This window comes from Planktothrix pseudagardhii (genome assembly GCF_904830925.1).
Taxonomy (GTDB): domain Bacteria; phylum Cyanobacteriota; class Cyanobacteriia; order Cyanobacteriales; family Microcoleaceae; genus Planktothrix; species Planktothrix tepida.
On record NZ_LR882967.1, the window covers coordinates 4,459,898 to 4,473,449 of the forward strand.

Annotated in this window: 16 protein-coding genes and 1 tRNA gene; 12 read left to right on the forward strand and 5 right to left on the reverse strand. The window is 39.2% G+C overall.

Annotation, left to right across the window (positions count from 1 at the left end; genetic code table 11):
• Window positions 1-332: 332 nt before the first annotated feature.
• The 4 genes from NMK36_RS19040 to NMK36_RS19055 all read left to right on the forward strand — a co-directional run bounded on the left by NMK36_RS19040 (window position 333) and on the right by NMK36_RS19055 (window position 2,762).
• A complete protein-coding gene (locus NMK36_RS19040) occupies window positions 333-1,244 on the forward strand; it encodes a hypothetical protein (RefSeq protein ID WP_083580067.1) in 912 nt (303 codons plus the stop codon).
• A 94-nt stretch (window positions 1,245-1,338) separates the two neighbouring features.
• A complete protein-coding gene (locus tag NMK36_RS19045; RefSeq protein ID WP_072719789.1) occupies window positions 1,339-1,662 on the forward strand; it encodes a hypothetical protein in 324 nt (107 codons plus the stop codon).
• Window positions 1,663-1,694: 32 nt separating this feature from the next.
• Window positions 1,695-2,489, forward strand: a complete 795-nt coding sequence (locus tag NMK36_RS19050; protein WP_254174396.1) for a YdcF family protein — start codon at window positions 1,695-1,697, stop codon at window positions 2,487-2,489.
• 48 nt (window positions 2,490-2,537) lie between these two features.
• Window positions 2,538-2,762, forward strand: a complete 225-nt coding sequence (locus NMK36_RS19055) for a hypothetical protein (RefSeq protein ID WP_072719791.1) — start codon at window positions 2,538-2,540, stop codon at window positions 2,760-2,762.
• A 59-nt stretch (window positions 2,763-2,821) separates the two neighbouring features.
• Here NMK36_RS19055 and NMK36_RS19060 read toward each other — a convergent pair whose 3' ends face one another.
• Entirely contained in the window at window positions 2,822-3,046 is a 225-nt protein-coding gene (locus tag NMK36_RS19060) for a ferredoxin-thioredoxin reductase variable chain (protein ID WP_072719792.1), read from the reverse strand.
• 210 nt (window positions 3,047-3,256) lie between these two features.
• Window positions 3,257-3,538: a DUF3288 family protein gene (locus NMK36_RS19065; protein ID WP_072719793.1), complete on the reverse strand. Its 282-nt coding sequence runs from the start codon at window positions 3,536-3,538 to the stop codon at window positions 3,257-3,259.
• A gap of 271 nt (window positions 3,539-3,809) precedes the next feature.
• Between NMK36_RS19065 and patX the strand changes: the two genes are divergently transcribed.
• Both patX and NMK36_RS19075 read left to right on the forward strand, forming a co-directional pair.
• Complete coding sequence (gene patX / locus NMK36_RS19070; protein WP_254174397.1) at window positions 3,810-3,989, forward strand: heterocyst-inhibiting protein PatX; 180 nt, start codon at window positions 3,810-3,812, stop codon at window positions 3,987-3,989.
• Window positions 3,990-4,341: 352 nt separating this feature from the next.
• Window positions 4,342-4,578 carry a hypothetical protein gene (locus NMK36_RS19075; RefSeq protein WP_072719795.1) on the forward strand — a complete coding sequence of 79 codons (237 nt, stop codon included), beginning with the start codon at window positions 4,342-4,344 and terminating at the stop codon, window positions 4,576-4,578.
• Between the two features lie 49 nt (window positions 4,579-4,627).
• Here the strand turns inward: NMK36_RS19075 and NMK36_RS19080 are convergent, their stop codons facing one another.
• Window positions 4,628-6,028, reverse strand: a complete 1,401-nt coding sequence (locus tag NMK36_RS19080; RefSeq protein ID WP_254174398.1) for a TldD/PmbA family protein — start codon at window positions 6,026-6,028, stop codon at window positions 4,628-4,630.
• Between the two features lie 481 nt (window positions 6,029-6,509).
• On the opposite strand from NMK36_RS19080, the gene NMK36_RS19085 reads away from it, so the two are divergent.
• From NMK36_RS19085 to NMK36_RS19095, 3 genes are all read left to right on the forward strand, one after another.
• Window positions 6,510-8,207 carry a sensor histidine kinase gene (locus NMK36_RS19085; RefSeq protein ID WP_254174399.1) on the forward strand — a complete coding sequence of 566 codons (1,698 nt, stop codon included), beginning with the start codon at window positions 6,510-6,512 and terminating at the stop codon, window positions 8,205-8,207.
• Between the two features lie 547 nt (window positions 8,208-8,754).
• Entirely contained in the window at window positions 8,755-9,135 is a 381-nt protein-coding gene (locus NMK36_RS19090) for a DUF4189 domain-containing protein (protein WP_072719798.1), read from the forward strand.
• A gap of 74 nt (window positions 9,136-9,209) precedes the next feature.
• Window positions 9,210-10,214 (forward strand): hypothetical protein, encoded by a 1,005-nt coding sequence (locus NMK36_RS19095; protein WP_072719799.1) that lies wholly within the window; start codon window positions 9,210-9,212, stop codon window positions 10,212-10,214.
• 185 nt (window positions 10,215-10,399) lie between these two features.
• Here the strand turns inward: NMK36_RS19095 and NMK36_RS19105 are convergent, their stop codons facing one another.
• Both NMK36_RS19105 and NMK36_RS19110 read right to left on the reverse strand, forming a co-directional pair.
• Window positions 10,400-10,696 carry a type II toxin-antitoxin system RelE/ParE family toxin gene (locus NMK36_RS19105; RefSeq protein ID WP_072719800.1) on the reverse strand — a complete coding sequence of 99 codons (297 nt, stop codon included), beginning with the start codon at window positions 10,694-10,696 and terminating at the stop codon, window positions 10,400-10,402.
• Window positions 10,686-10,910, reverse strand: a complete 225-nt coding sequence (locus tag NMK36_RS19110) for an addiction module protein (RefSeq protein WP_254174400.1) — start codon at window positions 10,908-10,910, stop codon at window positions 10,686-10,688. Before NMK36_RS19110 ends, NMK36_RS19105 begins: the two co-directional genes overlap by 11 nt.
• Window positions 10,911-11,316: 406 nt before the next feature.
• Between NMK36_RS19110 and NMK36_RS19115 the strand changes: the two genes are divergently transcribed.
• The 3 genes from NMK36_RS19115 (at window position 11,317) to NMK36_RS19125 (ending at window position 13,364) form a co-directional block, all read left to right on the forward strand.
• Complete coding sequence (locus tag NMK36_RS19115; protein ID WP_254174401.1) at window positions 11,317-12,150, forward strand: hypothetical protein; 834 nt, start codon at window positions 11,317-11,319, stop codon at window positions 12,148-12,150.
• Between the two features lie 5 nt (window positions 12,151-12,155).
• Window positions 12,156-12,254, forward strand: a tRNA-OTHER gene (locus NMK36_RS19120).
• Window positions 12,255-12,380: 126 nt separating this feature from the next.
• Complete coding sequence (locus NMK36_RS19125) at window positions 12,381-13,364, forward strand: alpha-ketoacid dehydrogenase subunit beta (protein ID WP_072719140.1); 984 nt, start codon at window positions 12,381-12,383, stop codon at window positions 13,362-13,364.
• Window positions 13,365-13,552 lie beyond the last annotated feature (188 nt).

The following is a 13,552-nucleotide window of genomic DNA, read 5'->3' on the forward strand; positions in this document are numbered from 1 at the left end:
TACCCTCTAGGAACTGGTAAATTTTTATTATAAGTATTTTTTGTATTGCCAGTGTGAGGGAAATCACTGAAAGTTGATAGACAATTGTGATATGACCCAATCTAAGTTATCTCCTCCTGAATATTTCTGAGGTTTTATGGGGTTTTGAGGAGAAAAACCACGATAAAATATAATTTAGCCTCAAAAGGATTTTACAGGTTGGTAAAAATTTGGCAAAACTCATGGGCTTTTCTGGTTTTCATTGGGTTCAAATTGAATCAAACTATAAGTAATCCATCCTCCATCACAATTGTATGAAGAACCCCCCTACCTCCTTAACCCAAACCCTCCTTATGTGCTACCAGACCCAAGTTTTTATGATTCAAGACTGCATTCATTCTTTATACACAGGTTACTATCAAGTTTATGGTCGCCAACACCTGAATTATGCGTCCTTAATTGCTAAAGTTGCTGACTTTGCTTTGCATCAAATTTTACACAGTGACGCACCTTACCACGACGTAGAACATACAATTTTAGTAACCTTAGCCGGACAAGCAATTTTACAGGGAAAATATCTTAGCGAAGGAAACGTTTCCCCTAGCGAGTGGCTTCATAGCATCATTGCTTTACTATGTCATGATATTGGCTATATTAAAGGCATTTGTGCCTCAGACAAAATCCCAGATAGAATTTATGTAGCAGGACAAAATGGAGGCTTAATTCAACTTCCACCTGAAGCAACAGATGCCAGCCTCACTCCTTATCATATTGATCGGGGAAAGCAGTTTGTTCAAGAATATTTTGAGCAGAACCCCCTGATTAATATTACCACCCTTCAAAATTATATTGAGTTAACTCGTTTTCCTGTTCCCAATGATGAAGAACATCGAGATACAACGGATTATCCGGGTTTAATTCGGGCTGCGGATTTAATTGGTCAGTTAGCTGATCAAAAGTATCTTAAAAAAATGCCGAATTTATTTCAAGAATTTGAAGAAACGGGAACAAATCAACAGCTTGGGTATGCTCATCCCGATCATATCCGAGAAGCTTATCCGAAATTTTTTAATAACGTTGTTGCTCAATATATCCAAACGGGTTTGTATTATTTATCGTTGACTATAGAAGGAAATCAAATCATTCATAATCTCTATCAAAATGTAGAGTCTGCAAAACAACATCCTGAACATAAACTGGGGAACGCTTATTTGATTTCCGCTTACAATTCTTCCCGATCTTCAATCTCAAGTCAAAAACGATAAACTTTTGAATCCTCAATTCATTTAAACGTGTTAAAATTAAAAGAGTAGGGGTTCTGACTTCCCAATAAAATATCCTTAATTCAAAAAAAAGATTATGTTAAAATCATCCTTAGCATTTCGTGCAGGATTTAGTACAGGCTTATTTTTTACCCTCTGCTTTATTGTGCTGGGGGACTCATTATTTACCAGTTTAGGGCTAGGGATTCTATCAGGATGGTCTGTAGGATGTTTAGTAAAATGGTGGCAAATTGATCAAAAACCAGAACAGTCAGAACCCTTTGAAATTGAAGTGATTACCGATAATCTTTCGGACATTTTGGTTAAATCTAAACTCTTACCCCCTCAAGCTAAATCCACTGCCCGTCCTACCCAAGCTACAACCCTTTTAGGGTGGATGTTTAAACGCAATAAAGATTAAACCTTATTCGTTATTTATATTAATTTTATCCTATGTTTCTCTTTTTATCTAAACTTTTACCCTTATTTATTTATCCATTAGGATTGAGTTGTTTATTAATGTTTTTAGCACTCTTTACTTTATGGAAATATCCCCGATGGACAGGTGCAGTTATTGGTTGTGCTTTAGTCATTTTACTCTTAGGAAGTAGTCGAGGTGTTGCTCAAGGGTTAGTCCGATCATTGGAATCTCAAAATGTTCCTCAAGGTGAACTTCCCAATGCGGCGGCGATCATTGTTTTAGGAGGAGGAACAAAACCCGCTTTATCCCCTCGTCCTTGGGTTGATGTTGGAGAAGCAGGTGATCGCATTTTATATGGAGCCTTATTATATCGTCAGAAAAAAGCCCCTTGGTTAATCTTAAGTGGGGGAAGAATTAATTGGCAAGGAGGGGGCGATCCTGAATCTCAAGATATGGCAAAAATTGCTGAAGTTATGGGTGTCCCTCCCTCTGCTATTTTACAAGATCCGACTTCATTAAATACCTATGAAAATGCAGTCAATGTCCGAAAAATTTTAGATGAAAAAAATATTAAAGATCCGGTTTTATTAGTGACCTCTGCCTTACATACACCGCGATCCCTCTTAATTTTTAAGCGTCAAGGAATCAATGTTATTCCAGCACCAACAGATTTTTTAATGATTCCTTCAGAAATTAATGAAGCTCAAAGAACTTGGCAAGGAATTCTACTCAGTTGGATACCCGATACCCTCTCTCTGCATCAAACCACTCAAGCGTTAAAAGAATATATTGGCTTAGGGGTTTATCGCTGGCGGGGTTGGTTGTGAAAAAATTATGCTAAGGTAACAGTATCCTTAATTTAGGATTGTGTACTCATGCCATTTGAATGGGAACAGATTGTTCAACAACCCAGTCCACCAGCGGCGGAAGTTCTCAAAGCTCATCAACTGACCCGTGAGTTTCATCAAGAAGTTGAATATCGGGAAGAATTTGAGCAATATTGTCATTGGTATTATCAAACCGCTGCCCGTCACCGTCAAGAACTGGAAAAAATGCGAGGCGATATTAATATTTTCGGCTGGTTTTTAGGAGGAAAATAGGAGATCGGAGAAACAACTCATCCCCAATCCTCCTATCTCCTGTTTTTTGTATTTTTCAACTATTGTATCAATTCTAACTCATCTTCTCGGAAGTGAGCTTTAAATTTATTACCAAAATCGACAACAATAGGCAAATTAGGGCTAATGGGTCTTCCATGCCAATCAGTAATAACAGATACAATATTTCCTTCCAATCCCTGCACATCAAACTTTTGATTTCGATGTTCGGGATGGACATACACGATAACAGATGCTTTAACCGTAACGCGATCGCCAACCTTCATATATTCTAACCTAGTATTTCCTCTCTAACTCTCTGGTACGAGCACCTGTAACTATTACAGGTACTTTGATCAGACAGCTTTTCTATATTTACACAAAATTGTCACAAAACCTACAATAACACAGGGGAAATTTGAGAGGATCGTTTTTTCCCAAGATCAACCTTTACCCGGAAACTGCCATTGGGACAATGAAGAAAACAGAATACCCACTCAAATCCAATCTTCTTGATCGCTCTTTTTCCCTCGATAAATTTGACCCGTAGCGTGAATTTGACGAGTCTTTTCAAATAAACTTTCGTCAGTATATCCCCAGATTTGTAAAATTTTTTCTAAATCATCTTGAATATCTCGTGCACCGGGAAAACCTCGATAGCGAATTTTTAGACGTGCTAATTCAGCAAGATTATAATCGGTTGCTTCTTGCTCTAAAAAACTACTAACAATCTTTCGGTCTGTATTGTATTGAGGATGTTTTTGTTCTTGTGTGGTCATAATTGAGAGTGCCAACCTGATTTTGATCACCCGATTAATCCTTTTAATTATAACACCATCCTTAGACATTAACCCAGACCCTCAGTCACTTGTTATCACTTCAGATCTTGATGCCTTGATGAGTTGTGCCTATCTTCTCTGCTACATCAAGTTTAAATCGATTGTCCTATCACTGGACTGAAAAATAATTGTGGAAAAGTTGACGGTTTTTACCGGATTAATTTCAGTCAACTCGTATTAGAGAATGGACACTCTAAGACGGACAACTATTATGCGAATCTACAGCACTATTTTACTTTCTACTTTGTTATTGGCTGGTATGAATCGTCACAATCCTACTCCTATGAATGTTGCTTTATCTCCAACTAGCGAAGTAACAGCCGTTCTTGTCACACAAACGAATCCAGAAGTTGAGCCACAAGCGGTTCCTCACCGAGGCAGTGGACGTTAATGATTCTGATTAAAACCCCACAGGAGTGAGTTAAGAAGCTACCGACTAATCCTGATAGACTTCTTGGTGTTGGAAACTCACTCCATTTTTTGACTCTGAATTTTATAAGCTTTAGCTTTATTTTTCATCGATTCTCGATTCTCTTCACCTGACCTGACGTTGATAATATTTGATATTTTTATCCGGTTCCTAACCCGTTTATTCCTTAAAAGTTGTGCAAGTCTAAAGCCTAAATACACGGGATTTGATCAATTGTTTGATCAGAGGATCATGATGAGATTTTATCAACGATCCGGATGAAGAAGTCAAACCTTGGTATTGAAAAATAGCCACCTAAATACCTAATCCGAAAATGTCTAACTTCATTGTCGCCTTAATGATGAGTACCGTTGTGGGTTTACCTCCAAGTTTTAACCTCCAACCTCAAACAATTCAACAGCTTGATGTAAAACAAATTCAGTCTTGCCCATCTAGCAATACGCTAGTGTATCTCAAGAATTATGATATAAAAGTTGCCCAGCACAACAATAATGATGAAGATCCCAGTGATAAAGCACCATTACGGGGTGATGGGCGACGAGACAGTTAATCACAGATTTAAACGAATGACTTAGATTTCAAGGCTCGATTCTGTTTTGTCATTCTATTGCTTCTCCTCCAACAACCACATTACGAATGCGTAAACTAGGGCCACCACAGCCAACAGGTAAACCGTTTTGTCCCCCTTTTCCACAACCCCCCGATTCATCCCAGTAGAAGTCATTGCCAATGGCTTCAATATCTGTCAATGTTGTAAAGACATTTCCCGATAACGTCACATCTCGAACAGGTTCTGCGAGTTTACCATTCCGAATCATCCACGCTTCTCCGGCACTGAATGTAAACATTTCGCCATTGGTCATTCCCCCTAACCAGTTACGAGCATAAACCCCTTCTTTAACATCACTGAATAAATCTTCAACAGACGTATCCCCCCGTTCAATCCAGGTGTTGGTCATCCGCACTAAGGGGGGAAAGTGATAATTTAAACATCGGGCATTTCCGGTTGGAACTTCCCCTAATTTGCCTGCGGTTTCACGGGAATGAAGGCGACCAACTAACGCGCCATCTTGAATCAGTTGTGTGGTGGTCGCTGGAGTTCCTTCATCATCGTATTTATAGCTTCCCCGATGGTCAGGAGGAGCAGCACCATCAAAAATTTGTAGGTTTTTGGGGCCAAATTGACGCCCCAGAGTCATAACTTCCAATAAGTCAGGATTTTCATAGGTCATATCCGCTTCAGACAAATGACCAAAGGCTTCATGAACAAATAAACCGGACAAAATCGGGTCAATAACAACGGTATAAACATTCCCTTTAACGGGGGGAAGCGCTAAGGAATTAACGGCCCGTTGCGCCGCACTGCGAACTTGCTCATCCAAATTCGTTAAATCTTCATAGGCTTTTCGGGAACCTGTGGTTTCTCGTCCCGTTTGTACAGTGTCCCCATTTCTAGCGGTGGCTGCAAAGCGCATTTCCATATCCACCCAAGATTGTTCTAAGAAAGTGCCTTCGGAGGTAATCAGAATTAACCGTTGGGTGCTGTCATTGTAGCGTACAGATATGGTGGCAATACGCGGATCAACACTACGAAGAATGTGACCATAGCGATCGCAGAGTTCCTTTTTTTGGGCGAGGGGAACTTGACGCGGATCGGTTCCCGTTAACGGTAAGGTACAGCTATCTTGAATAATAGGAATCGGAGCAAGCAGAGTTTCTTCGTCGCCGATGAGTTTTGCGGCTGCGATCGCTTCACCGATGCGTTCTTCGAGGGTTGAGAGCCGATTAAAACTAGAAAAACCCCATCCCCCTCGATAACAAGCGCGGACTTGACCCCCAATAGAAAGCCCTTCGCTTAAAGTTTCAATCCGATCTCCTCGCAACAAAATATCTGTTTCTTCCGCTTCCTCCAAACGAATTGCTAAATAATCCACTTGGGATTGGTAACGAGCCATTAAATCGGCTAACAGATTCTTCACATCAGCAAGCAAACTGGGCATAATGGTCAGCAATGTTGACTATAATTTCCCTATTTTGCATCATCTTGGATTGTTGACGGTTGACAGTTGACAGTTATCAGTTATCAGTTATCAGTTATCAGTGTAGGAGTCAGGAGCCAGAATTTAGGAGTGAATGATTTCCCCCTCTTCTCCCCCACTTCCCCCACTTCCCTGTCCCCTTGTCCCCTTGTCCCCTTGTCCCCTTGTCCCCTTGTCCCCTTGTCCCCTTGTCCCCTTGTCCCCTCGTCCCCTTGTCCCCTCGTCCCCTTGTCCCCTCGTCCCCTTGTCCCCTCGTCCCCTTGTCCCCCTATCCCTCTTCCGGGGTAAACTCCCCCCTAGAGGGTTCGGTTCTACGAATATACGATTAGGGAAATATGGCTATTCTGAAAGGAGAACTAATCTTGCTTGTTTGCGAGTAAGAGTAGGATTCAATTTATTTCTAAATTTTATTTTTAAATTTCACAAATAGTTTTGGTGCAAAATGATGAATGAAATATTATTACCCACACTTAGCGATATTTTAGCCGAAGATGAAACTCATGATTTGAGTTCTTTATATTCGGCTAAACTGCTCGATCAGGCAGAAAATAATTTTCAGGATTCTTCTACTTTTAAACCCTATTCAAAAGCAGAAAAAGAATGGTATAGCGGGGTTCAATCTATTAATTTCTTATTAGAAGAAATTCGATTAAAAGCGAATGCAGAATCGACCAATACTATTTCAAGTTGTCCTTCTATAAAATCTGAACCTTTATCTTCGTTAGGCTTAATTATTTCCGGGCCTGTTCCGGTTTTAATTCATCCTTATTTAGCGATTCATTTTGCCACCCAAATTTTTACTCATGATCTCTCAAAATTAGGAGATGAATTAGTCTTAAAATTACGCCATCCTTTAGCTTTGCTTCCGGCTTCTGATGGAACGTCTACTTCCCTCCCTGAAACTTTAGCCTGTCCTTTACATGGGAAAGATCCCTTAGTCAAAGAACAGTTTTGTTTAGTTTTAACTCGTCAGTTCAGTTTGATCATGGTTTTGGGTCAAGATGCAAAAGGAAATCCGGCTTTTCTGTTTTCCTTTAATCCTGATATTGTTGAAAAAGCCTTATTGATGCTGCGCGATCGCATGGACTTAATTCAAGGAACAGCAAACCGTGAATTAAGAATGGAAATCGCTAGACAGAAAGCCAAATTAGAGGAAAATATTGCCCAGTTTTTACCCATTGAACCGAGTTATCAAACGGTGATGAAATTTAGTCGTTTATTATTAAACAATTTATGTTTAGAAATCAATAAAAAAGCCGAAGTAAACCCTTTAAACAATAATTTAAAAACTGTTACAATTACAGTCCCTAAATTAGCTAAAGTTGCCGAAAAAATTAGTCCGAAACCGTCTTCTCAATTCCCAGAAACACCCATTCTGGACAATACCATCCAAACCGCAGAAGTGGAATTATTACAAGCGATCGCCCATGAAGTCCGAACCCCGTTAGCTACGATTCGTACCTTAACACGACTGTTATTAAAACGGCCAGACCTTCCGCCAGAAGTGATTCGGAAGCGTTTAGAAATGATTGATCAAGAATGTACAACCCAAATTGATCGCTTTAATTTGATTTTCCGGGCTGTTGAATTAGAAATAGAACAAGCTCGACAAAATAGCCGAGGTCATCGGGATGAAAAACCTTTACCGCTAACTGCAATGTCATTAGCAGAGGTGTTCCAAATTAGCCTTCCTCGATGGCAAAAACAAGCCAGTCAACGCAACCAAACCTTAGAGGTGATTTTGCCCCAAAAATTACCTACTGTTGTCAGTGACCCCACCATGCTTGATCAAGTATTAACCGGAGTGATTGAAAATTTTACCCGCAGTCTTCCCGATGGTAGTCATATTCAAGTGGGAGTGAGATTAGCCGGACATCAATTAAAATTACAATTAGAATCCCAACCTCAACCCGGAAACGAAGGAAATTCTAGCTTTGCAGTCTCTCCCCAATCCCCTTTAAAATCTATTGGGCCGTTGTTAATGTTTCAACCGGAAACAGGTTGTTTAAGCTTAAATATGGCGGTGACTAAAAATTTATTTCAGGCATTAGGAGGGAAACTGGTTGTTAAACAGCGCCCTCAACAAGGAAACGTGATGACGATTTATTTGCCACTTTGGGAAACCTACAATAATCCTTGAACTCTTGACATTAAACCCAGATTTGTGTAAAAAAGTGCAAAATAACCCTCAAAGTCTTACCTAGAAACATTTTATCTTTTCCTGTTCTAGGAGGAATAGCACGGGTAAGTGTGACAATGGGGGACGTTCAAATCTGGGATGAGTGATGGGAGAAAACCCAAGGTTTTTAATTTACCTGAAATGTTTTGTGATTCTCAAGGATTCAATTTTATTAATCCTTTTTTTTAATTCATAATATTTATAATTCTCGACGGTGATTACACATGAGTTATCACTAGAGAATGCCGATAAATCACGCCCATTATCCCATATCAACCAATCTCGGTAAATCCCAATCATGTCCTGCAATCCTTTTTTTATTCTTATGATTTTTCATTAATTATAATTCCAATTTTTATAAAAAATTATCACAATATTCTATTAATCTAAAGCATCAACGGATACAATTAAAGGAGTTAAGATGAAATTTAGCGCAGGGCTTACTCTTCCCCCAAACGTCTTCTAAAGTTACAATCTAAGATGATCTATTGTGCGGTTAAATTAATTTATGGGAATCAATTCCGCCAAACAGCATTTTCTATTGATCAGTGCTTGTGCTTTAGTTCTTGAAGGTTTAATAGCTGGGGTCGCAGTTGCTCAACCGGATCGTTATGGAGCGATCGCAACCTCAGCATCAGGGGGTTGGGGTTATGGTTACGATTATCTGACTCGACAAGAAGCTGAACAAAAGGCATTGAGAGAATGCGGTAAATCTGATTGTCAAGTCCAGGTTTGGTTTAAAAATGCCTGTGGCGCAGTGGCTAAGGATCAATTAGGAAACTTGGGCTGGGGATGGGCTGTAACCCGTGAGCAAGCCGAAGCCAGTGCTTTGTCGGGATGCGGTACAGGGGCTTGCAGAATTCAAGTTTGGGCTTGTACAACGCGGTAATTAGTTTAATGATAAATCAAGTATTGTTAATTTTCTTAATTTTCATGGATAGTGTCATCGCGCTCTGATTAAATATGCTCAAACAATCTGAAATTTATAGACTTGTAAATGACTACATTGGTGTATCTAAAGGATATTTGAATGGTTTTTCCTACAGAACCCACTATGAGTTCTATCCTTACTATTGCGACTTGGAGATTGATGTAGCTGACTACGAACCTGGTACTACACGAGAAAAATTCATTCGTATACTCGAAGAATCTAATCCATTAGTCCAGGCTAAAATTTTAAAGGGAGTATTTAAAAAAATTCCTGTTTCAGCTTTTGAAGAACAAGATCGAGAAAGAAAACAGGAGCTTTACGATGAATATCAGGTAATCATTGCAAGGCTTGACCCAAAGACTCAAGGAGTGAGTGGCGATTTTAAGAATTTAATCTTTGCTGCGAACGGGCCAAAACCTGAAATCGTATTGGTAAATGCAACTACTAATGAAATCAGGATTGTGAAGAATGAGGAATATTGTCTCGTATATGATAGACCATTGACTGAAAAGGGACTTCTATGGGAGGAGTTAGTTGATTGGTGGTGTGATAGAGAAAATTTACAAAGTCAAAACCGCTCTGAACAGAGACATGGACTGTTCAATAGATTGCTAACATCTATTGAAGATAACGAGCCAGAAAAAGTCTTATTCCGAACATATTACAAATTCTTTTTTGAAGAATTTGTAGATAGACTACCAGCATTAATCCCGCAAGTCTACTTACATTATGATCCCTATACCTGGAAGTACCTAAAAGATGAAAAAAGGTTAGTTCGGCAAAGGATGGATTTTTTGTTATTACTTCCGTATGGCAAAAATGTTGTAATTGAAATAGACGGCAGACAACATTATTCTGAAAATGGACAATCAAGCCCTCATCTCTACGCAGAAATGGTTGCAGAGGATAGACGTTTGAAACTTACAGGCTATGAAGTATACAGATTTGGTGGGTATGAGTTCTTAGATCCTGAGAAGGCGCAGGAAAAAGTAGGAGTTTTTTTCAGCGAACTTTTCAAGCTTTATGCTATTAGCTGATACCAGCAGCCCAACATTTCATGTGATTTCTCGGATTAAGGGAAAAATTTATAAATATCTTTTCGATGTAAAAACCTAGTAAAAATAATTGTATCTTTACTCAATTCTATCCCTATTCTATAGTTGCCTAAACAGATAAGATAGAATGTATCATAACCTTGTAATTTTTTGAGATGATTCGAGCGCTAGAAACGTTTTTTCCACTGTTGAGGATCACGCTTAACATGGAAAAAAGCCAAGATAAAAATAATATCATCGTGAATTACATAAAACAAACCATAGGGAAATCTTGGCAATAATTTCCGGCGTACATTATTATAAATAATGGGATAAGCGAGAGGATTTTGTTGAATTAAAGCTAAATTTTGATCTACAACTCGAATCAACTCTGATCCAAGTTGGTTAACTTGTGATTCATACCACTGATAAGCATCATCTAAATCTAATTCAGCTTCCTCTGAAATTTTAATTTTATATGTCATCTTTAATAATTCTTCGCTTAACGACTTCCCAAGATTTACCTTCATTTTCAATATTTTGATAAGATGCTAAACGCCGATCTAATTCCTGTTTTTGAGATTGAGTTAAAGGAATTTGATCGGCATCCATAACAACACTATCCCAAATATCTCCTATTAATTGAAGTTTTTCGGGAATAGTTAGGGGTAAAATTTGTTCAGATAATAAACTATTCATAAATCAAACAATGTAACTTGATAATCTTTACTTAGCTTAACTTGTTTTTACCATTTTGTGTCATTTTAATGATTGGAGATCGCTCTTGGGGTGCGATCTTCGCAGCTTTGGATGGGGGTTTGAGGTGCGTTAGCGAAGCTGACCGAAGGTATCGCTGTTTTTTTCTTTTGCTGAGATTAAAATTATCCAGAAAATTTCTGGTTGTCATCGGTGAGTATACCGAAAGTTTCGGCTTTTTGTCCCCCAGTGGTTGACAAGAAAGAAAGTTTCAGTATAGTAAATAGTTATACGGATTAATCTCCCTACCTTGACGTACAGCATGGTTGATGGCTGACTTTCAAAGTTTAGTAGTTGTTAAATCATGGGAACTTTTAACCTAAACGATTACGAGCAGTAAGTCTCTTAGATGGAAAACAATAAATTTGCGTTTCGATGCTATTACAAATTGAAAGATACACTAGGGCGTTTTGATTCAGTTGTTGAGTGCAATGAACTAGCAGTGAGGCAATTCGTAGAATCCTTAAATTGCAGCGATGATAAAGAAAAGTTTTTTTCTGAGTCCTATGCAAAATATGGAGTAAGGGTGAATAGCCTGGATTCAGATGTCTTTCATACAAGAATATCACAATGGTACATTCTGTCTGTTTATCAGCAAGCCGAAGATTTCTTTACAGAGTTTAGGCGTGAGCATCCAGATGGAAGTACATGGGGTAAGCGAAATGACAAAGAATCACAACTTGCTGGCTTAATGAGAGTTCTAAGCCTCAATGAATTGGGATTAGATCCAGATGGACAAGGAATCAGATGCAAGATATTTGAATACTACAGGCTAATTCGAAATCGTTTTATGCATACAAGTGTTAATGAAAAACAGCTTTCAACGGCTCTCAAAGATATCGAAGAGCATTCTGTCAGTGTAGATAACGAATTTCGTGTAAATGCTCCCAACAGCTATAACTCTGTTGATTTTGATGACTTTATTTTGTTCTCCCGCGTTACCAAAGACATTGCTCAACAGCTTTGCTATGTTACTAAGCCTTCGGTTTCTGGCATAGTCGAAATGTTGATTAAGAGATCAAAAGCGGAAGATGATCTAGATGTAAATCTGAAGGGACTTAAGGTTTTTGCGAATAATCACAATAGGCTCCGAAGGGCTTTAAGTCGTTTGCTCAAAAGTCAGTACAACTTGCAAGAGAGCGAGGTCGATGCTATTATGGAGGAATTGGTGAGGAATTGGTGAAGCGCGGGCTGTTAGTTCAGAGGTAGAACACCCTCTCCACGAGTAATTTTGCAATATAGATTATTCTTGAAGGGGCAAGAGAGGTTCAATTCCTCTACAGCCCATCAAGTTGTGTTGAAATTTCTGCTTACGTATTTTTACCGTAAAAGCATAATTGGAATCAGGGAAGGTTTGAACTCAATCTTTTGGTAAGATTAGCTGTGATCCACACTCGCTTATCAACAATTGCAATGGCACCAACCCTACTTTTTAATGCGCTGAGACAAGCAACCGATGAAGAAATGGCTCGTGACCCCTCCGTGTTTGTGTTGGGAGAAGATGTGGGTCACTATGGCGGTTCCTACAAAGTCACGAAAGACCTTTATCAAAAATATGGAGATTTACGGGTTTTAGACACTCCCATTGCAGAAAATAGTTTTACCGGAATGGCCGTTGGCGCTGCAATGACGGGGTTACGACCGATTATTGAAGGGATGAACATGGGGTTTTTGTTACTCGCCTTCAACCAAATTGCTAATAACGGGGGAATGCTGCGCTATACCTCTGGAGGCAATTTTAAAATGCCTTTGGTCATTCGTGGCCCTGGGGGTGTAGGCCGTCAATTGGGTGCGGAACATTCTCAACGGTTAGAATCTTATTTTCAATCGGTTCCGGGGTTAAAAATGGTCGCTTGTTCGACTCCTTATAACGCTAAAGGGTTACTGAAAGCGGCAATTAGAGATGATAATCCGGTTTTGTTTTTTGAGCACGTTTTATTATATAACCTCAAAGAAGATATCCCCGACGAAGAATATATTGTTCCGATTGATAAAGCGGAAGTGGTTAGACGCGGAAAAGATGTGACGATTTTGACCTATTCTCGGATGCGTCATCATGTGATGCAAGCGGTTCCGACTTTGGTGAAACAGGGTTATGATCCTGAAGTGATTGATTTAATTTCTCTCAAACCCTTAGATTTTGACACGATTGGTGAATCCATCCGCAAAACCCATCGCGTGATTATCGTTGAAGAATGTATGAAAACCGGGGGACTGGGAGCAGAAATTACCGCTTCAATTAATGATCGTCTTTTTGATGAACTGGATGCACCTGTATTACGATTAGCATCTCAAGATATTCCCACACCTTACAATGGAGCTTTAGAAAGACTCACGATTGTTCAACCGGAGCAAATTGTTGAGGGGGTTCAGAAGATTTTGAGTAAGAAATTTTAATCAGGTTTTTCAGTTATCAGTAGAGACGTGCCATGGCACGTCTGTACCAGTTATCAGTGAAAGAGTTAATAGTTAATAATTGTCAACTGTTAACTCAAGCTTAAAAAATGATGACTGAGTGCGGACGGGGGTACCCCGCCCCTACAATAGATTACTGATAACTGATAGCTGATAGCTGATAACTGATA

What these genes read in the sequence shown, in the direction of transcription:
- NMK36_RS19065 (WP_072719793.1), bottom strand. Translation starts at nt 3,538, where the DNA reads ATGACCACACAAGAACAAAAACATCCTCAATACAATACAGACCGAAAG.
- NMK36_RS19055 (WP_072719791.1), top strand. Translation starts at nt 2,538, where the DNA reads ATGCCATTTGAATGGGAACAGATTGTTCAACAACCCAGTCCACCAGCG.
- NMK36_RS19080 (WP_254174398.1), bottom strand. Translation starts at nt 6,028, where the DNA reads ATGCCCAGTTTGCTTGCTGATGTGAAGAATCTGTTAGCCGATTTAATG.
- patX (WP_254174397.1), top strand. Translation starts at nt 3,810, where the DNA reads ATGCGAATCTACAGCACTATTTTACTTTCTACTTTGTTATTGGCTGGT.
- NMK36_RS19095 (WP_072719799.1), top strand. Translation starts at nt 9,210, where the DNA reads ATGCTCAAACAATCTGAAATTTATAGACTTGTAAATGACTACATTGGT.
- NMK36_RS19110 (WP_254174400.1), bottom strand. Translation starts at nt 10,910, where the DNA reads ATGAATAGTTTATTATCTGAACAAATTTTACCCCTAACTATTCCCGAA.
- NMK36_RS19090 (WP_072719798.1), top strand. Translation starts at nt 8,755, where the DNA reads ATGGGAATCAATTCCGCCAAACAGCATTTTCTATTGATCAGTGCTTGT.
- NMK36_RS19085 (WP_254174399.1), top strand. Translation starts at nt 6,510, where the DNA reads ATGATGAATGAAATATTATTACCCACACTTAGCGATATTTTAGCCGAA.
- NMK36_RS19040 (WP_083580067.1), top strand. Translation starts at nt 333, where the DNA reads ATGTGCTACCAGACCCAAGTTTTTATGATTCAAGACTGCATTCATTCT.
- NMK36_RS19125 (WP_072719140.1), top strand. Translation starts at nt 12,381, where the DNA reads ATGGCACCAACCCTACTTTTTAATGCGCTGAGACAAGCAACCGATGAA.
- NMK36_RS19115 (WP_254174401.1), top strand. Translation starts at nt 11,317, where the DNA reads ATGGAAAACAATAAATTTGCGTTTCGATGCTATTACAAATTGAAAGAT.
- NMK36_RS19105 (WP_072719800.1), bottom strand. Translation starts at nt 10,696, where the DNA reads ATGACATATAAAATTAAAATTTCAGAGGAAGCTGAATTAGATTTAGAT.
- NMK36_RS19060 (WP_072719792.1), bottom strand. Translation starts at nt 3,046, where the DNA reads ATGAAGGTTGGCGATCGCGTTACGGTTAAAGCATCTGTTATCGTGTAT.
- NMK36_RS19045 (WP_072719789.1), top strand. Translation starts at nt 1,339, where the DNA reads ATGTTAAAATCATCCTTAGCATTTCGTGCAGGATTTAGTACAGGCTTA.
- NMK36_RS19050 (WP_254174396.1), top strand. Translation starts at nt 1,695, where the DNA reads ATGTTTCTCTTTTTATCTAAACTTTTACCCTTATTTATTTATCCATTA.
- NMK36_RS19075 (WP_072719795.1), top strand. Translation starts at nt 4,342, where the DNA reads ATGTCTAACTTCATTGTCGCCTTAATGATGAGTACCGTTGTGGGTTTA.